We start from the raw sequence: 18,104 nt of genomic DNA on the forward strand, positions 1-18,104 counted from the left end.
TAACAAACTCTTATACATAACTTCTCTTTATCTTCATACGTCGCCTTTTAATTCAAAGGCTGTCAACACTGATACGAAATTAAGCTGGGGATTGTACTTTGCGGCCCGAAAAATGTTGTTTTTACTTACTTGACTCTGGCCCGCATAATGTCCAGCCCATACATGAGAAAATACTGCGATTGTTTTGTGTTCGGGTATGCCTTCCCCCTCACTGTCCCATGGAATATTGACAGCCGGATAGCCGTTACGGTTCAGAAATACTGCCAATCGATAAGCTACTTCATCTAGTAGATTATTTATAACGCTAGATTGTTCCCTCACTATTGTGGGTGATGTTTCCCCACTAGGCTGCCATGAGGGAACTCCTAAGACAATTACAGTTTTAGTCTGAGGCCAAATTCTGTGGGGATGAAGCGCTATAGGTACATCCTCAGACTTTTCCCACCTGTCAATGGTCGCAAAACCTACAAATTCCGCTCCAAGATTCCGAGCTTGCTCCATTATCTCAGCCGTAGTTAACTCTATTTGTGCCAAAATAGCTACTCCTCTCTTTCTATTATGTTTGCCCCAACCCCAGAACCCCATAAAGTGATATCCTTTGCTTCATCAAAATATTTTTTTATGGCTGTGCTGTTATAAAGGTTCCGATCTTCCCCCACTGGGCAAACTTTAATGCAACAACCACAATGATTAAATGGTCCGTTGAATCGTTTTCTCCTACTCATACAAGCAAACTTGTCCATGTTCGAATATGTATCACTATTGTTGCCCGAAAATGACTGCGTTGGGCAGGCCTTCTCACACAACTTACATTTATTACACAGTTTTTCTTCCACCATAGGATCGCCATCTAATTCTAATGCTGTTAGAACTGATACCAAGCGATGCCGTGGACCAAACTCCCGAGTTACTAAGGTATGATTCCAGCCTATTGTGCCGAGGCCCGCATAATAACCAGCCCAAACATGGGAAAATGCTGCGATCGGTTTTTCCTCTAACACCCCCACCCCATAGCCATCCCGGCAAATGTTAACCGCAGCATGTCCGTTTCTATTCAAAAAAGCCGCTAATCGATAAGCTGCTTCATCTAATAAGCGATTGGTATTGTTATATTGTGACTTATACAGATGGGAAATTTTTGTTTCCACAATAGGCAGTAAGGATGGGATGGCCAGAGCAATTACTGTTTTGGTTAAAGGCCACACTTTATGAGGAAAAAAGGATTCCTCTAAATCCCCATATTCTTCCCACCTGTTAATAGGAGCAAAACCTACCAACTCTGCTCCCAATCCTTGGGCTTGTTTAATAATCTCCCCTTTAGTTAACTCTCGTTTAATCAACTGTCTCCCTCCTATTGTCCAATCCTTCCCCAGTTTTATTATTTTACTATACCCCTGCGGTAAAAATAGTTCATATATTCTGGTAAGTTAATTATGTCTTCTTCCCATTTAAGATATTTGATTGCCTCCTTACTGCCAAATTCGGTTAGATGTACATGCCAATCGTCAGGCTCTATTCCTTCCATGCCAGTCGTAAGGCCAAAGCCAGCTTCTACCCATGAGTTCGTGCCGCCATCTAGAATGCAAACATTATAAAAATCCATTTCTAATAATGTTACTGCAGCAAGAACTGAATTGAAACCATCAGAGCAAGTTACAACGAGAGGAGTTCCTTTATCGGTAATTACATTTTCAATCCTTTTCTCAAGCCATCCTCGTGGCACCCAATGGGCTCCTGGGATATGCCCATGGTGAAATTTTTTACTATCTTCTACATCTATGATTATGGTCTTAGATGGTTTATCTACTATACCCTTTAATAGGTCAGGATTAATTTTATCTACCCTCTCAGAAGCTTCAATAAAACCCAGGGCAAATGGCTCAGCTGGACCTTTTTCTAATCTATGACCCGAATGAGTCCATGCACTTAAGCCACCATCTAGCACATACACATTAGTAAATCCCATTTGGTTATACCAATAAGCGGTTATAATTGCTCTAGCGCTATTATCGCAAACAAAAACGATGGTAGCATTATGAACTGCAATAACATCATCGGTATTTTGGATTGCTTGCCCACCGGGAATTGCAATGGACCCCGCTATATGACCAATCTCTGCATACTCCTCATGACTACGCACATCAAGAAGGTACAACGTTTCTTGGTGTGCATTTTGTTGCAAGGCTTGCAACTGTTTCACAGAAATAAGTTGTATATTGTTTTCATTAGCTAACTTGGTAGCAAAGTTAGCTCCTTCTTTTTTGCTTTCGAAAGAAGGAAGCGCTCCTTTTTTGACTTCTTTTTCTAAGTCAAACCCTGCTAACTGCCACCCCATCGTTCCATTATTTAGATCATATACATTATCAATTCCCATTAATTTTAATGTTGCACATGAAATAAATCCTCTTGTGCGACCAGCACACGTAGTTATTATTTTCTGTCCATTTTTAGCATAATCTGTGATCCTAAGAGGCAACTCTACACCAGGGATACTAATTGCACCTGGAATACTCCCTGTCTTCTGTACTTCTTCAAGGGGACGTACTTCGATAATAACAAAACTATCTTCATTAGAATCTATTATTTTTTTTAATTCTGTGGCTGACAACTTGGGTACACTTTTACGAATTTCTCCCACTATCTCACCAAAAGATTTACTCAGCACATGAATTCCTTCGACTACAGGATAGCCTGCAATTTTCCAGGAGTTTAAGCCACCTGCAAGAATATATATATTTGTATAACCATATTTTTTCAATGTATGAGCAGCCAAGCTAGATCGGTAATTATCATTATCATATAAAATAACTTTCGTATTGCGTACAGGAATGAGTACGGGAATACGGGACTCCAGTAAACGACGTGGAACCTGGGTTGCCCCTAAAATTTGTCCTTGTTCATACTCATTTCTTTCCCTTACATCAATCAATGCATAAATTTCATCACTCTCTAATAATAATTTTAATTCTTCAGGTGATATGATTTTTAGCATATGTCTATTTTCCCCCTACTAAAAAAACGTAGCCAATTGGCAGGTCAAACCGACCTGCCAACTGTTTTGATAATGTTCTGTCTTAAAAATTTTCGGTTGAACGACCTTTCCATTTTGTAAGCCTACCTTCAATAAAAGATAGAGAATAGTTAAATGTCAGCCCTACAAAAGCAAGGGCTATAATGGCAGCAAACATATCTGGTATCTTAAATGTTTCTTGGGAATACAGAACCAAAAATCCAAGTCCAGATTCAGCACCAATCATTTCCGCAGCCACAAGAGCAAGTACTGAATAAGACCCTCCAAGACGGATACCTGTAATAATACCTGGAGTTGCTGCTGGCAAGACTACTTTCAGAAAGATAAAACTTTGGGAAGCTCCTAGTGATTTGGCAGAGTTAATTAAAAGTTTATCAACATTTTTAACTCCGTTAATTGTATTAAGCAACACTGGCCATAAGGAAGCCCAAAAAATAATGATTACTTTAGAAACTTCACCAATACCAAAAAACAAAATAAATACGGGAAATAAGGCAAATGCAGACATTTGACGAAAACTTTGAAAAATGGGGTCTGCAAAATACTCTAACTGTTTAAACCAGCCAAGAAAGATACCGAAACTAGTGCCAACTACAATTGCAAGAGTTAGACCCAGTAATGATCTTTGGATACTGCTTAAGAAATGTATCCAGAGTTTCCCCGAGATAAGAAGATCATAAAAAGATTTTGCAACTATAGACGGAGGGCTTAGAAACGTCTGATCAACCCACCCTAAACGAGGTGCAGCTTCCCAAAGAAGAAGCACTAAAAAAATCCCACTTCCTCTTCCTAAAATATGTCGAAATTTATTAACCAACTTTTTCATATTTTTGTCCTCTCTTTTTGTCCTCAGTTTCTCCTTCCAATAAAGATGCAGTTATCGTACGGATACTTGGATCCTGAGCTAATAAAACTTCATCTTTAAGTAATTCCCAAGCCTGATGCCGTATTTTCGCAAATGCATTGGAATTTCGTATTTCGCCAGTACGAGGCCGAGGCAAAGGAATTTCAATAATTTCTTTTATTTTACCAGGCCTTGCGGTCATTACTGCAACACGATCGGCAAGGAAAATGGCTTCATCAATACTATGTGTCACAAAAAGAACCGTCTTATTATTATTTTCCCAAATTCTAAGTAGTTCCAATTGCAATAACTCTCTCGTCTGCGCATCAAGTGCCGCAAAAGGTTCATCCATCAATAGCACTTCAGGTTGATAAGCTAGCGCCCTGGCAATAGCAACCCGTTGTTTCATTCCTCCCGATAATTCATGAGGATAACGGTTGCTGAATTGATCTAATCCAACAAGAGTTATATATTCTTTGGCTATTTTTTTTCTTTCACTTTTGCCAACGCCGCGGATTTCTAGACCTATCTCTATATTTTCTAGTACTGTCCGCCACGGAAATAAGGCATAGGCTTGAAATACATAACCTAAATTATTGCCTGAACCAACTACAGGCTGATCATCAACATAAATGTCCCCACTGGTTTGTTTATCTAAGCCTCCAAGAATGTTAAGAAATGTTGATTTTCCACAACCACTTGGCCCTAAGATCGCAAGGAACTCCCCTTTTTTCACTTCCAGTTGAAAATCATTCAATACGAATAATTGATCGACCTTGCCCTCCTCATTTTCAATGTTAAATACCTTAGTAACATTTTGGGCTGTTATCTTTGTCATCAAACTTCCCCTCCATCCAATTGATTACGTTAATTTTCCACAAATCTTAGGCACAGTTTTTATTTTTTAACATTGGGATTATATTCATTGGTGTAGAAATCTGTAGTTTTCCATTTTCCTTGCTCAATCTTACCTTCTGCTTCTAAACGGTCTACCCAGTACTTAACAGGTTGATCTTGAATGACTTGATCTTTGTAGTAGCTGTACCCTTCCACCAGACTCAAATCGATATTCAACTCTTTGGCCACTAGCTTCCGTGCTTCAACAGGATTTGCATCCACCCAATTAGCGGTTTTCGCCAGAACTTCCACTATCTTTTTGGCTGCCTCAGGATTAGAACGCAAAAACTTACCCGATGCTGAATAAGCCATCATCCCACTAGCTCCTTGGTCAATATCATAATCGCTCCACAGTCTTCTTAATTCAGAGGAAGCCTCTGCTCTTCCTGAATCAGGCGGATGAATAATTGCCACGTCAATCAGCCCTTGTCTTAGAGACTGCTCTAACTGATCATTAGCGACTACCAGAAACTTCACTTTATCTTCTAGCCCATTGTCCCTTAGATATTTTTTTGTTACATATTCAGAGCACGCACCAAAGCTATTAATACCAATTTTCTTACCTACCAAATCTTTTATGTCTTTGATTCCAGAATCGGCCCGCACAAAATATTTCATATGTGGATAGTCCGGCGTTGTTTCATTGCCAGCAGAAATAACCTTCATATCGGCTCCCCCTGCAATCGCAGCAATGGAGAGTGGAACATGACGCGCACCCAAATCAATGGCGCCAGTCGATACTGCAGGAATAATTTGCCCTGCTGCCACTGCACCTACATATTTGGGCTTCACTCCTGTGCCTTCCCAGTAACCAAGATCATCTGCTATGTTAACAAGATCAAAACTTGGATTCTTGGGATATTTGAACTCGACAACTGCCTGCTCCTGTTTTGCATTCCCTGAGGCAGTTTGATTCTTTTGATTGCTAGAGCAACCTCCCGCAAATAATCCAAAAACGAGGATTAGAAATGATATTATTAATAATTTGCCTTTAAATAATGTAAACATCCTGAAATTCCCCCTTAAATTACCTGGTATATCTTTTATAATAATTTTACTGTAAGGCAATCTTGCTGTCCCTTAATTGACTCATGGGTTTCTCCTATTATTCCATCACCCCCTCAACCTTGTCTTTGTAGAAAAAGAACTAAAGACCAGACTTACCCCATAGGGTAAATCTGGCCTTTAGTTTTCCTAACCAGCCTAGATATAATTGGCTTATTCACCAACATCCAATCTTAACTCTATTTTCATTTTTAAAATACAACGCTACATAATTCCCCATTTACGCCCATACTCTAGAAATATTTGAAATTCTTGATCAAGAAATCCATTTCCCAGTAAATATTCTTTTGCCTCTTGCCCTTCCATCACCGACGAATCAGCAAAAATAGAGCCCTGTTGAAAATGAAAAGAAAACTCTTTTGCCGCCAACAATTCCATCATCAAAGCAACCCGTTCCGCTCTGTGCTGCAATTGTAAGCCAAAATTCCTTACTGCCTGGGCATCAACTAAGTTGTTCTTTAGAAAGTGACCACGAAACAAGGGTTCCTCCACGGGTTTTAAAATAATTCGAGTCAGATGATTTACCATTGATTTATGTGATTTATCCGTGATTTTTCCCTCCTCTGGCAATTCCTTGCTAATTATTCTTAATTCCATGAAACTTAATTTATTTAATGTTCAACCAATAGTCTACAAACACTACATTTGATAGCCAATATCCAAGGGGCACATTGATTAGTACACCAATGGTAAATGCCACTAACGGTTTCCAACCAAATGAAGTTAATTCACGGAAACGAGTGGTAAATCCAATACTCAGAAAGGTCCAAGTAAATGTCCAGCCACGTAATGTTTTAATGGAGCCTATAGCATCTTTTGAAAAATCCGACGCGGCTTTCGGTTCCATCATTGTAATAAGCATCGTGACAAAGATCGAGGCTGCAAAGAAACCAATGATAAATTTAGGGAAACGACGCCATATTTCTCCTTTATCAATACGCTCCGCTGTAGCAGAACTTTTGTTTTCCCAAATTGTTACGGATAAAAAAGCAACCACCAACGCCCATACACCGACAAACATATCTCGACCAACAACTTTCATTAGCGTAAAAGTTTTAACAGATCTTTCATCTCCCATTGCCTCAGCAGCCGCAAAACCAGCCGCATCAGCAAACTCCGAAGTACCAATCCAGGCCCCGGCAGGTCCAGCATCCATACCTAGTTGCTTTGCCCATAGAGGAAGTACAAAGATCATTATTACGGCCCAAACAATGACCATAGATATCGCCACAGAAACATGCTCTTTTTTCGCACGGCAAGCACCACCAATGGCAATGGCAGCCGATACTCCGCAAATTGATCCACCCGCCCCTAAGCAGGCAGCAAAACGTTCATCCAAACCAAATAAACGGGTTGCAGCAAAGTAAATCACTCCAAAGGTGATAACAGAAACAATTGTCGCTTGCAATATTGCTAAAGGACCCGCTTGCATAATGATGGTAAAGGGTAAGGTAGCCCCCATAAGAACGATACCAGTTTTTACGTAGTATTCCGTTTTTAATCCAGCCTGGAACCACTGTGGCAGTGTCACAGTATTACCGATAATAAGGCCGAATAGCAAGGCAAGTAGTGGGGTCTCTAGCTGCCAATCTTTAATAAACTTATTGGAACCTAGAATAGAAATAAGCACCGACACAATAAATAATACTGTGAAACCTGCTATAAAATTTTTAACATTATAACCCATTGTGCGAGCACCAATCGAAAAAGCTACAAGAAAGAATCCAAATAATAAAAAGAGTCCAGTAATATTTTTACTAAGCCCAGCAATAACTTTACTTATATCATTAGACCACCCAGGAATACTAACTGCCATTGATTTGAATAATCCTATCACCCCACCAAAAAACGCAGCCGTAATGGCCAAAACAAGTCCTAAAGCAATAATAATTGCCCAGGTATCTTCTCTTTGATACCAAGGAAGCGTAGATTGTGTTGTACCTGCCATTGAGTCATCCCCCTTCTTAATTTTTTTAAGTGATTGCAAATAAAAAAGGCCTCAGACGCCCCTTCCTAAACGGGGGACATCCTCGGCCTTTGGTTTTCCAATCAGCTCTTAGTATTTATTTCCTTTAGAATATCACCAGCAATCTCATCTGTCAATAAGGAATAATTAAAAGAATTGAGACTGATGGAAAAGTATCTTATAATCTTTAACTGCCATTATATGCAGTTTTATCATTTTATCAATAGAACCTGTAATTTTAAAATATATTACTCCTTTTAATGCAAAAAGCATTGACAACACAGCCTAAATATAATAACTTAATTATATATATTAAAATTATTATAAACTAAAAATCACCACAAAATAAATATAATGCTCTTTGGTTGACCGAAGAAAACGGAGACTAAGTCATCACCGCGAGGTGATACTTAGTCTTTTTATTTTTTATAAAACATGGAGGTGAAGGTCTCATGACCATCAAAATCATCGCTTGTGAAGTAATGAAAGAAGAACTACTCGCAATAAAACCGGATAATCCCGTAGAATATGAGTTTATTTCCATGAAACTTCACCTCTATCCACAAAAATTACACAAGGAATTGCAGGATATTCTAGACCGTTCCTTAGAGTATTCAAAGATTATTCTTGCCTTTGGTCTTTGTGGCGGATCAACCAAGAATCTAAAAGCATCTGATACTCCTTTAATCATTCCTAGAGTTCACGATTGTCTGCCCATCCTTCTTGGTTCAAAGGCAACATATGAAGATTTTGTTAAGGAGGAAAAAGGAACCTTTTATTTGTCCTGTGGATGGATGATCACAGAAAGAAATATCCTTTCCGAGCACCAACGAGTTTGTGAAAAGTATGGAGAGAAAAAAGCCTTACGAATTCTTGACCGAATGTATGACAGTTATAAAAAAGTATTGTTTATTCATACCGGTTGCAATGAGGAAGAGGCTACGATGCAACAATCCAAGCAAATCGCCGAATTGCTTAAACTCCGTTATGATACTGTACAAGGCAATGATGCCTATATTCAAAAAATCGTAAACGGTCCGTGGGACGAAGATCATTTTGCCCACATTGCGCCCTTTGAAATAATCGAAGAAGAGTTATTCGGAATTTGTGATAAAACTAGATAGACCCTACATGTTAAGAAAAAACTTGGCTTATGCCAAGTCCTCAGATACAGTCAGAAACCTTAGTTGCCCTTACTTAGAATCGGAAAGTACTTTCTGATTCCATTAAAAATGACAGGATTATTTCCAAGGAACAAAATATTGATTTTGTTCCTTGGAAATAATCAATGCCTTCCTAGGAATTGATTACGTTAAATAAATAAGGAGGTCTTTCTATGTCAATAAATAATAAAGAATTTTTTCAAAAGCTATCTGATGCTGTTGTTGAAATGGATGAGGATGAGGTCATAACACTCTCAAATGAAATTGTTGCACAAGGAATCGACGCCTATGACGCAATTGATCAAGGCCTTTCCCACGGTATGGAAAAAGCCGGAAAATTATTTGAGGAAGAGGAGTACTTTATTCCTGAGTTACTCCTATGCTCAGATGCAATGTATGCAGGTCTTGATGTATTAAAACCACACATCAAAGTAAATGCACATGGAGTAAAACATAAGGTCGTAATCGGTGTTGTCGAAGGTGATACTCACGATATTGGAAAGAATTTAGTAAAAATAATGCTTGAGACTTCAGGATTTGAGGTTTTCGACCTAGGCAGAGATATTCCACCCCAGCAATTCGTTGATAAGGCCAAAGAAGTCAATGCAGATATTATCGCATTAGCAACACTGATGACCACGACTATGGATGGAATGGATGAAGTTGTGCATCTTTTAAAGAAGGAAAACATAAAAGACCGATACAAGGTAGTCATTGGTGGCGGACCCATTTCCCAAAGCTTTGCAGATAAAATAGGAGCTGACGGCTATGCTGTAAATGCTGCCGATGCTGTAAAGCTTGCACGAAGACTCGTGAGTGATCCTAGCGAAGTCGCTGTATAGTCTAAACTAATTATGGATCTATCTTAATAGCAATACAGTATATCTGAATTTTGACAATTAACTAATCAGCAATGCCGAAATCAATCCAATCGTTTTGCGATCATGAAGCAGGATTCATTTTGTCTACTGGTTGCGAATTTCCTCCCAATGGAAATTCACTAAGCGCTGTTGCCATGGTAAATTCCATAGAACTCTATGGAGTTTTTTATGATCAACTATCTATAACATATAAGAAAAAACAACAAGCAATATAAAATGCTTGTTGTTTTTTTCTATGAAAAAGAATTATATTCCATCTCCATACAATCCCTCTAGTTCATTAACCCGCCTTTTTTCTGTTTTTTCAATTTGTTCAACTTGCCCGTTATCAAGACGAATGACCAACTGTCCATACCTGATACTCTGTAATTCAGTCAATATTTTAGTTTGCAAGGGATGCTTTTTTAAGGGCTTATCTACTTTTGAACATTTTGCTTCTCGGCTTTTTGCCGAAATTATAAATTTTTCTATTTTTTCTATTTTGACAACAATTCCATCTTGTATGGCTAAAATGAGTTGGCCGTACTGTACTGTATATAAAAAGCATTCTATAATTTCAAATACCTGAGATGATAACGGTTTTATTGAGCTCATCTTCCCCATGCTAGACCCTCCTCGCCCCAACTCTGTCACTGCATTTCGATCGTTTACAAGAAATTCCGCCATAAGAATCCTCCTTATATGATGAAAAGGCAAAGATTGCTCTTTTCAAAGCTAACTTTGCCTTCAGTTCATTCCTGATCAGCTATGCTAATTCTAAATTAATATATTAATGATTATCGATTAATAATCATAGTGCTAATCAAGTCTTCAATAAGGCGTAAACCTCCACGATAACCTGTATAACCTCGATCAATCACTACCCGATTAGCTACAGGAAAACTTACACTCAAATGTGCTACGCCTAGATCTGTAGCTAAAGGACGATCTAACGAACTACCAACGACAAATGCCGGAGTCAATGGATTGTTATATTTGCCACCTTTCCCTTGCTGATTTGCCCAGTGCTCTTTTACTTGCCCTGCTATTTCTGTACTATCACCGGCGAAAATGATCTTAGGAGTTACCCTGGATGTCAGACTGGTCAACCTTGCCATGATGAATGACTGTTTCTCTTCATCTAGCACATCGGTAATCGCAACAACCTCAGGTAGCCAACCTAAATCATCAGAGAGAAAGCGTGCAATAGATACTGCATAATTAGAATCGCCAATCACAGCCGCATATCGTTGCAAATCCATGTCATTAAAACAATCTGTCATGGGTTCAAGTAGCTGATAGTAGCGTAGATTTTCCTGAACAATCACCTTTTCGACAAATTCCTGGTCAAGATTTAATGCGGTGCCAACAGTACGTAAAAATTCATTACTAGCCGCAGGACCAATAGGAAGGTCAGTCATTAGATAAGGGATACCATGTATTTCACGACTAATTTCAGCTGCTTTTTCCCCTATTACACTCGAAACCACAATATTAAATTCAGCAGAACCAGCCTGTTGAATACCTGCAAGACTATCGTCAATGGTAAAGAAGGTATTGACTTCAAGATCTAATTTTCTCAATAAGTTTCTTATTCCTTCTAGATTACCCCGCCAAAATACATCAAAGCAAGGTGCAATCCCCCATACATTAACACTGCCTTTCTTAGTCTCACCTTTTGAAATATATGTTCCTAATAAACTTTCTAATACTAATTCATATCCCAAATAGGAGTTCCCTTTAAAGCCTCCTGTCTCAGCATGGATAATATCGACACCTTTGTCTCTCAGCGGCCTAACAACGGAAGCAACATCATCACCAATGATATCAGTAACACAACTGGTCAGTACAACATACAAATCCCCATCCATGACCTTTAACGTATTATTAATTTGTTCCTCTAACCGTTCCGTACCACCAAAAACAACTTCTTTTTCTTGGACATTAGAACCCGGTATACTAAGTCCACCACAATAACCTCCTACCTGTAGACCGCATCCCCCTGCTTGTGTCCATGCATGATTGCCCGCGCACCCTGATGGGGCATGTAAAATGGGCACCCCCTTAGGCAAAGCAGTCACTGTAGCCATCGCTCCGCCCAATGCACAGGTAAAACGAGGTCGTTCAATAAAATTACTCATTCGCCTTGGGCCTCCCCCTTCTTGATGTAAGTAAATGGATCTTGGTCATACCATTCCTTGGAATAGGGCAAGTTGACCCACCTACTAATATTTTGGTTAAAATTAGGGTTCGTTAATTGGCGATGTAAGCGGCGAGCCAATTGATAAGCTCCTTGATAGCCGACAAATTGGAGACCAACATTATAAATAACAGTGGTTGCCACACCAAGTTTAGCTGCCGTAGCATTGCCATTCATATGCCCAAGAAAAATATCAGGCTTAACTCGGCGCAATAAATTTGCTTCCTCAAAAGGTTGGCAGTTCGCAATATTAAGCGGAAAATCTTTAGCCGTAATTTGGGCAAGTTTCTCATATTCTGTATCAGCAAATTCATCATGGTGATACGACCGAACTGCCACAACCTCAAAGCCAAGCTCTGCGAGTAAGATTGCAGTTGAAAGTGCCCGAAATTCTCCAGCACTAACAAATACTTTTTTACCACTAAATAGTGGTTTGAATTCTTCTAATGCTTTTTTCAGTTCTATTTCTTCCCCTTTAATGAACTCCTCTACCTCGTTTGTCAAGCCAAAAAACTCAGCAACACCACGTAACCACTCACCCGTGTTACTTATCCCAATTGGCATATGCTTAATGATATAGGGAATATTGTATTTCTCCTTTAAATAAGTGAGCATATAGTCATCGTGAGTAGGGCAAGTGCTAATTGAAAGATCAGCATGAGTCATAGCATACATTTTTTCTGGTTTTGCAAATACGGGAAAGATATTAACATTTAATCCGAGGGCTGTAAGCAATCTCTCCAACTCTACTTCATCAATACGTCCCATGGAAGAGACATTCATTAAATTAACTGTCGGTTTTTTGGGTTTTTCCATGGCAATATTTTCTGATGTTTCCTGGAGCATAACCCGGCCAAGAGCATGATATACTGCATCGTAGGCCGTTGCCCATATCTTAGTTTTAAAACCTTCGCAATGAACAGGAAGAAGTTTAGCCGAAACTTCCGACTGGAGCCGCTGGGCTACACTATCAATATCATCACCGATAATTCCTGGAACGCAACCAGCCACAACAAAGATAATTGTTGGGCTATAACGACGATCTACCTCACGGATCGCTTCTTCTAATTTTTCTTCACCACCGCAAATAACATCCCGTTCATCAAGAGCTGTCGACAACCACACTCCATCTTTTACAGCACCCCAGCGATGAACATTGCCAGCTCTCACTGCTGCATTGCCGCCATGAGCGGAAGAACCACAACCCACGGCACCATGCATTAAAACAACACTATTAGGAATACTGTTCATCATACCTAACGCAGGTAACAACAAGCAGATACTATTCTGCGAAAAACTTCGTTCCCCATCGGGAATGCAGCATTTCATCTTACGGTTTGCCATATCAGCTAGAGTTCCGCCAGAAGCAATACAAGCATGTAAGCGATGCTCTCTACGTGGTGGTTCTTTTTGTTCAAAGTTACTCATTTATTGCACCCCAGGCAAACGTACAAATATTTTTTTCTTCAATTGTTCCACATCTGTACTCGCATCAAGGACTCCAATGGCTTTCATTTCTCTAACAGCATTGTCTACTGCTTTTTCGCCACCATCAAGGGATGGTATATAGTTATAACTTTTTAAAAGTCTCGCCACTAACCCTGCGTCTCCTGGAATATATTTTTTATCAATAATGAGCTTTGCAGCTTCATCTTGATGTTCTTGTACCCACTTAGCGCCCTTCATCATACCCCTAGTAATTGCTGCTGCAGTCGCCGGATCTGTGCGATATAGTTTGCCGCTGATTGTTGCCATGCAGCAATATTCATCATGATAAGGCATATCATGGGCGGTATCCAATAGCTTAATGCCACTTCCTTTGGCAATTACCATTTCAGCCATAGGGTCAGTTAACGCAATTGCATCAGCTTCTCCCCGGTTCAATACTCCCTCTAACTCAGAGGCGGGGTAGGCCTTCCATTGAACATCTTTTTTGAAATCCAAACCAGCATGAGCCATTGCACGAGATGCGAGGATCATTGGCCCATCACCCATACCATTATTGGCAATGACTTTCCCTTTTAAATCAGTAATATTTTTTATATTGGAATTTTCCTTTACTAAAATTTGGATACAACCTGTATGAATACCTGATGTAAATACGGCATCTACGCCTTGTTCAAAAGGTTTTACCCACTTCATAACCATACCACTTGAAGCATCAATTTTTCCAGTTGCCAGGGATTCCTTCAAGGTATCAAAATCAACTTTAACCAACTCGACATCCAATCCTTCTTCTTTAAACAATCCTTTTTCAAAAGCACTGAATATAAATGCTTCACAAGCACCACCCGAGTAGCCGATTTTAACTTTTTTCGGTCCAGTTGATGCTGTCGTTGCTACTGGACTTTGACTACAACCAGTTATCAAGAGTGCTAATAATAATAAAATACAAGTCAAGCTAGTAGCAATTAGTTTACTTTTCTTCATTTATAATATCGCTCCTCACTATCTAATTTTGAAAATATTATCTATCATCATAGATAATATTCTGGCTTATTTTTGCCAGCAAAATGAAGTAACTCTAAAATTTGAGACCTTATTTCTACAAAATCTGGATAATTACGACTACGAGGCCTTGGAATATGAACATCAACTATTTTAGCGATTTTACCTGGGCGCGGTGTCATGACCACAATACGATCACTAAGATATATCGCTTCATCAATATCATGTGTGACAAATACAATGGTCGTGCCTCGACTTTCCCAAATGCGCAACAATTCATCTTGCATATTCATACGGGTAAATGCATCAAGTGCTCCTAATGGTTCATCCATCAGTAGCACTTTAGGATGATTCACAAGGGCTCTAGCCAATGCTGCCCGTTGCGCCATACCACCAGATAATTGATATGGATAGGAATTCTCAAACCCAGCTAAACCTACCAATCCGATATATTCCTCCACCTCCCTTTGACTTTGCCGCCCAATTCCCCGAGCATCAAGTCCCACTCCTACATTTTGCTGGATTGTCAACCAAGGAAATAAGGTAGGATCTTGAAAAACTAATCCACGAAAATAATGGGGACCTTCAACAACTTCACCATCAAGAGTAATACTGCCAGCTGTTGGTTTTTCTAGACCAGCAATTAATCTAAGTAGAGTCGACTTACCGCAACCACTAGGACCCAGTAACGATACAAACTCCCCTGGTCGAATGTCTAGATTAACCCCTTCCAATGCAATTACTTGGGCTCCAGTAGGATCGATAAATAATTTTTGTACTTGATTAATATCTAAAGCTCCACCGCCTTCAGCAATCTTTTTTGCTGCACTTGTTACCATTTAATCAACCCCTTCTGCCACACTAAGACTTTATCACGAACTTTAAACAGCACCGTAATAATACTAGAAAAGAGTATGGACATAACGATCAATGCCGCATATACTTTACTAAATTCAGCCCAGCCCTGTGCCCACGTAATAAACCACCCTAGACCCGCTTTTACACCTAACATTTCTCCCACAATTAAGGTAACAAATGCTACGCCCATACTCATAAATAACCCTACAAAAATGGATGGCATTGCAGCTGGCAGAGCAACCCTTGTGATTAGGTAAAATTCACTAGCTCCTAGACTGCGTGCTACTTCATAATAAGCTTTATTTACATTTGCAATACCAGACCATGTCATCACCGTGATGGGAAACCAGCAAGCTAAAACTAGTAAGAAGATACTGGCTGAAAAACTATTAGGAAAAGCGACCATGGCAATGGGAATCCAAGCTGTCGCTGGTATGGGTCCAATCATTTTTAGAACAGGGTTCACCCAATAATGAAAACGGGGATACCATCCCATCAACACGCCCGTCGGCAATCCTAGCAAAGCACCAAGGCCATATCCGATGAATAATAATCGAAGAGAATATAGCGCGCTGATTCCAAGTGTCTCCCATTCATTAATTAATGCCGCCATCACCATACCAGGTGAAGGGAAATATGGTAGTGGTAACAAAGCTAGTTTCAACGTCACTACATCCCAAACAATTAAAAATCCAGTAAAAGCTGCTAACAGTGGAGCTTTCGTTACAAATTTTGACTGTAACTTAGGAAAATAGTTCCCCAAAAATCCAACAACAATAAATAGAATGCTAACAAGTGCTATGATCCAAGTAAAGTAAGGTTTCTGAAAAAATGGCTGCTTATTGGGAAGCAGTGTATGTTCTGCTAAGAGCAAAACAGTAAGGATCAAAGGCAACAACATTGGAATCCACTTAGCGCCATAGGAACTTTTACTGACAACGGTCTGCTTAGATGGCACATTTATTGTTGACGGGGTGATCATAGAATTTGGCATAAGAATACCTCCTTTGAAAAGTTTGTTCTCTAAAATTCAACTCTGATCAATCCTAGCATCCAATATAAGAAACTCCCATTGCTTACCCTAACTCGCTTACGTTAAAACCAGCTAGTTTATCCTGTAATGAACTCCAAGATCGATTAGCAAAAATGAGCGGTACGCCTTGGGACTTAGCCATATTTTTAATATTTTTAGCTGTTGCATGATTGATATAGTCAATAAAAATCACAATTAAAGCTGTCGATAATGAGCATTTGAATTTTTTTCGATCGCTAACATTTCTGCCAGTTACATGCTCAATTGTATGAATTCCCATCATCTGCAAATTTTTCTCAATGTTGCCCAAATGATCTGCGCCAACTAGCATAACTGACATATTCTCACCTCCTTTATAATAAAAATGAGACTGGTTTTTTCCTATGAGAAAAAACCAGCCTCTGGTTATCCAGTCAGCTTTTTTTTAAAAAATAAAGGCTAAAAGAATCCCTTACCCAGGACTCTTTTAGCCTTCATTTGTCATGATCAGCTAATACATGATTTAATTAATAGTAATATAACACCTCTCATTATCCTTGTCAATCATTTTTATTGTATCTAACTAAATATAACTTCTGATAAATTCAAAAATCTTAAGATTTAAAAAACTACATATACTTCTTCAATTTTTAAATGTGACTGATCAGTTCGTTTTTTATCTCTATTCTTCTTTTGAACCTGTCTGTAATTCAACATCCCCTATATAATCGTGCGCACCCCTAATAAAAGCTTGAACGTTTTCTAACGGTACACTAGGTGGAATATCACAACCAGGCATTAATACGAATTTTCCTTCTTCCCCTGCTTCCACTATACATTCTCTGGCTGCTACCACTACCTCTTCCACTGATCGATCTCTTAATATCATGGGATTTACATTTCCAGCCAATACTACTTTATTAGTCAAAACCTCCTTTGCATATCTAAGGCTAACTTTATAATCAACAGACAATAAATCAACACCTAGATGAGGAACCACAGACAATCGATCTGTAATATTTCCGCAGATATGAAGCGTAATGACAGCGCCTAATTGTTTCAAACGTTCATTCACTTTAGTCAAATAAGGTGCAACAAATTCTTCAAAATGACGTAATGATATTAAATCACCAGAAGCTGTTGGTTCAGCAATCGATAAGATGGCTGCACCTCTTGCCACTGTAGGTGCCAAGTATTGAAAACACACTTCACTGGCAAAATCCAACAAAGCATGGATGCTTGCTTTATCTTTGTATAAACCAATCATCAGTTTTTCAACACCCAAAAATTGCCCAGCCAGCGTAAAGGGTCCCCAACTTGATGTCCCAACCAAATATTCTTTACCTGCGGTTCTATCTGTAGTTTCTATCATCTGCCGAACTGAGGCTATCCACCTATTTTTATCTAAAGAACCAATCTCGATACTATCAAGATCAGCGATGCGATGTAACAATGGTTCTATTACGTCAATATTCCCTTGAGGACGAAATTTAATGCTCCCCCCCAATGCTTCAACGAGTAAATTATGATAACCTGATCCTGGCCAAACAATATCAGAGCCTACTTTTTGATTTATTTCCACAATCGTTTTCGCCGCTTCCTCAGGTACGTCTAACCCATCTCTAAGAGTTAAACCCTTCTGACGAAAGGCCCATGTCCCACCTGATAATAAAGCTGTTGAAAGAGGATAGCCTTTCAACTTTTCCGTTGTTTTACCACTTACTGTTTGTAAAACAACATTCCGCCTATTCATAGTAGCT

The 18,104-nt window shown here is 39.2% G+C and carries 18 protein-coding genes; 2 read left to right on the forward strand and 16 right to left on the reverse strand.

Going from position 1 to position 18,104, the window contains the following annotated elements; genetic code table 11:
* Window positions 1–33: 33 nt before the first annotated feature.
* The 8 genes from UFO1_RS14275 to UFO1_RS14310 form a co-directional block, all read right to left on the reverse strand.
* A complete protein-coding gene (locus UFO1_RS14275) occupies window positions 34–534 on the reverse strand; it encodes a hypothetical protein (protein WP_051788944.1) in 501 nt (166 codons plus the stop codon).
* A gap of 5 nt (window positions 535–539) precedes the next feature.
* Window positions 540–1,340 carry a 4Fe-4S binding protein gene (locus tag UFO1_RS14280; protein WP_051788945.1) on the reverse strand — a complete coding sequence of 267 codons (801 nt, stop codon included), beginning with the start codon at window positions 1,338–1,340 and terminating at the stop codon, window positions 540–542.
* A 38-nt stretch (window positions 1,341–1,378) separates the two neighbouring features.
* Window positions 1,379–2,992: a rhodanese-like domain-containing protein gene (locus UFO1_RS14285; RefSeq protein ID WP_038671855.1), complete on the reverse strand. Its 1,614-nt coding sequence runs from the start codon at window positions 2,990–2,992 to the stop codon at window positions 1,379–1,381.
* A gap of 82 nt (window positions 2,993–3,074) precedes the next feature.
* Complete coding sequence (locus UFO1_RS14290) at window positions 3,075–3,857, reverse strand: ABC transporter permease (RefSeq protein ID WP_038671856.1); 783 nt, start codon at window positions 3,855–3,857, stop codon at window positions 3,075–3,077.
* Window positions 3,841–4,713 carry an ABC transporter ATP-binding protein gene (locus UFO1_RS14295; RefSeq protein WP_038671858.1) on the reverse strand — a complete coding sequence of 291 codons (873 nt, stop codon included), beginning with the start codon at window positions 4,711–4,713 and terminating at the stop codon, window positions 3,841–3,843. The genes UFO1_RS14290 and UFO1_RS14295 overlap by 17 nt, the downstream gene beginning before the upstream one ends.
* 59 nt (window positions 4,714–4,772) lie before the next feature.
* The gene (locus UFO1_RS14300; protein ID WP_038671859.1) at window positions 4,773–5,780 is read right to left on the reverse strand and encodes an ABC transporter substrate-binding protein; all 1,008 of its coding nucleotides are present in this window, start codon (window positions 5,778–5,780) and stop codon (window positions 4,773–4,775) included.
* A 261-nt stretch (window positions 5,781–6,041) separates the two neighbouring features.
* Window positions 6,042–6,317 (reverse strand): hypothetical protein, encoded by a 276-nt coding sequence (locus tag UFO1_RS14305; protein WP_236639201.1) that lies wholly within the window; start codon window positions 6,315–6,317, stop codon window positions 6,042–6,044.
* A 127-nt stretch (window positions 6,318–6,444) separates the two neighbouring features.
* Window positions 6,445–7,785, reverse strand: a complete 1,341-nt coding sequence (locus UFO1_RS14310) for a YeiH family protein (protein WP_038671863.1) — start codon at window positions 7,783–7,785, stop codon at window positions 6,445–6,447.
* Window positions 7,786–8,255: 470 nt separating this feature from the next.
* Here UFO1_RS14310 and UFO1_RS14315 point away from each other — a divergent pair, with 470 nt between their 5' ends.
* Together UFO1_RS14315 and UFO1_RS14320 are read left to right on the forward strand one after the other, a co-directional pair.
* Complete coding sequence (locus UFO1_RS14315) at window positions 8,256–8,927, forward strand: DUF1638 domain-containing protein (protein ID WP_038671864.1); 672 nt, start codon at window positions 8,256–8,258, stop codon at window positions 8,925–8,927.
* Window positions 8,928–9,139: 212 nt separating this feature from the next.
* Window positions 9,140–9,808, forward strand: coding sequence for a corrinoid protein (locus tag UFO1_RS14320; protein ID WP_038671865.1), 669 nt, complete (start codon window positions 9,140–9,142; stop codon window positions 9,806–9,808).
* Between the two features lie 285 nt (window positions 9,809–10,093).
* Here UFO1_RS14320 and UFO1_RS14325 read toward each other — a convergent pair whose 3' ends face one another.
* The 8 genes from UFO1_RS14325 to UFO1_RS14360 all read right to left on the reverse strand — a co-directional run bounded on the left by UFO1_RS14325 (window position 10,094) and on the right by UFO1_RS14360 (window position 18,097).
* Window positions 10,094–10,513 carry a DUF2292 domain-containing protein gene (locus tag UFO1_RS14325; RefSeq protein WP_236639202.1) on the reverse strand — a complete coding sequence of 140 codons (420 nt, stop codon included), beginning with the start codon at window positions 10,511–10,513 and terminating at the stop codon, window positions 10,094–10,096.
* A gap of 110 nt (window positions 10,514–10,623) precedes the next feature.
* Window positions 10,624–11,967: a nitrogenase component 1 gene (locus tag UFO1_RS14330; RefSeq protein ID WP_038671866.1), complete on the reverse strand. Its 1,344-nt coding sequence runs from the start codon at window positions 11,965–11,967 to the stop codon at window positions 10,624–10,626.
* The gene (locus tag UFO1_RS14335) at window positions 11,964–13,454 is read right to left on the reverse strand and encodes a nitrogenase component 1 (protein ID WP_038671867.1); all 1,491 of its coding nucleotides are present in this window, start codon (window positions 13,452–13,454) and stop codon (window positions 11,964–11,966) included. The genes UFO1_RS14330 and UFO1_RS14335 overlap by 4 nt, the downstream gene beginning before the upstream one ends.
* The gene (locus UFO1_RS14340) at window positions 13,455–14,456 is read right to left on the reverse strand and encodes an ABC transporter substrate-binding protein (protein ID WP_051788946.1); all 1,002 of its coding nucleotides are present in this window, start codon (window positions 14,454–14,456) and stop codon (window positions 13,455–13,457) included.
* Window positions 14,457–14,503: 47 nt separating this feature from the next.
* Entirely contained in the window at window positions 14,504–15,313 is an 810-nt protein-coding gene (locus UFO1_RS14345) for an ABC transporter ATP-binding protein (RefSeq protein ID WP_051788947.1), read from the reverse strand.
* Complete coding sequence (locus UFO1_RS14350; protein WP_051788948.1) at window positions 15,307–16,326, reverse strand: ABC transporter permease; 1,020 nt, start codon at window positions 16,324–16,326, stop codon at window positions 15,307–15,309. Before UFO1_RS14350 ends, UFO1_RS14345 begins: the two co-directional genes overlap by 7 nt.
* Before the next feature lie 82 nt (window positions 16,327–16,408).
* The gene (locus tag UFO1_RS14355) at window positions 16,409–16,705 is read right to left on the reverse strand and encodes a DUF2325 domain-containing protein (RefSeq protein ID WP_038671868.1); all 297 of its coding nucleotides are present in this window, start codon (window positions 16,703–16,705) and stop codon (window positions 16,409–16,411) included.
* 321 nt (window positions 16,706–17,026) lie between these two features.
* The gene (locus UFO1_RS14360; RefSeq protein WP_051788949.1) at window positions 17,027–18,097 is read right to left on the reverse strand and encodes a uroporphyrinogen decarboxylase family protein; all 1,071 of its coding nucleotides are present in this window, start codon (window positions 18,095–18,097) and stop codon (window positions 17,027–17,029) included.
* Between the last annotated feature and the right edge of the window lie 7 nt (window positions 18,098–18,104).

The sequence above is a fragment of the Pelosinus sp. UFO1 genome (assembly GCF_000725345.1).
Lineage (GTDB): Bacteria > Bacillota > Negativicutes > DSM-13327 > DSM-13327 > Pelosinus.

Excerpts from the sequence above, each read along its gene's own strand:
- UFO1_RS14345 (WP_051788947.1), bottom strand. The coding sequence starts at position 15,313 with ATGGTAACAAGTGCAGCAAAAAAGATTGCTGAAGGCGGTGGAGCTTTA.
- UFO1_RS14350 (WP_051788948.1), bottom strand. The coding sequence starts at position 16,326 with ATGCCAAATTCTATGATCACCCCGTCAACAATAAATGTGCCATCTAAG.
- UFO1_RS14360 (WP_051788949.1), bottom strand. The coding sequence starts at position 18,097 with ATGAATAGGCGGAATGTTGTTTTACAAACAGTAAGTGGTAAAACAACG.
- UFO1_RS14290 (WP_038671856.1), bottom strand. The coding sequence starts at position 3,857 with ATGAAAAAGTTGGTTAATAAATTTCGACATATTTTAGGAAGAGGAAGT.
- UFO1_RS14340 (WP_051788946.1), bottom strand. The coding sequence starts at position 14,456 with ATGAAGAAAAGTAAACTAATTGCTACTAGCTTGACTTGTATTTTATTA.
- UFO1_RS14300 (WP_038671859.1), bottom strand. The coding sequence starts at position 5,780 with ATGTTTACATTATTTAAAGGCAAATTATTAATAATATCATTTCTAATC.
- UFO1_RS14285 (WP_038671855.1), bottom strand. The coding sequence starts at position 2,992 with ATGCTAAAAATCATATCACCTGAAGAATTAAAATTATTATTAGAGAGT.
- UFO1_RS14295 (WP_038671858.1), bottom strand. The coding sequence starts at position 4,713 with ATGACAAAGATAACAGCCCAAAATGTTACTAAGGTATTTAACATTGAA.
- UFO1_RS14310 (WP_038671863.1), bottom strand. The coding sequence starts at position 7,785 with ATGGCAGGTACAACACAATCTACGCTTCCTTGGTATCAAAGAGAAGAT.
- UFO1_RS14335 (WP_038671867.1), bottom strand. The coding sequence starts at position 13,454 with ATGAGTAACTTTGAACAAAAAGAACCACCACGTAGAGAGCATCGCTTA.
- UFO1_RS14330 (WP_038671866.1), bottom strand. The coding sequence starts at position 11,967 with ATGAGTAATTTTATTGAACGACCTCGTTTTACCTGTGCATTGGGCGGA.
- UFO1_RS14320 (WP_038671865.1), top strand. The coding sequence starts at position 9,140 with ATGTCAATAAATAATAAAGAATTTTTTCAAAAGCTATCTGATGCTGTT.
- UFO1_RS14325 (WP_236639202.1), bottom strand. The coding sequence starts at position 10,513 with ATGGCGGAATTTCTTGTAAACGATCGAAATGCAGTGACAGAGTTGGGG.
- UFO1_RS14355 (WP_038671868.1), bottom strand. The coding sequence starts at position 16,705 with ATGTCAGTTATGCTAGTTGGCGCAGATCATTTGGGCAACATTGAGAAA.
- UFO1_RS14315 (WP_038671864.1), top strand. The coding sequence starts at position 8,256 with ATGACCATCAAAATCATCGCTTGTGAAGTAATGAAAGAAGAACTACTC.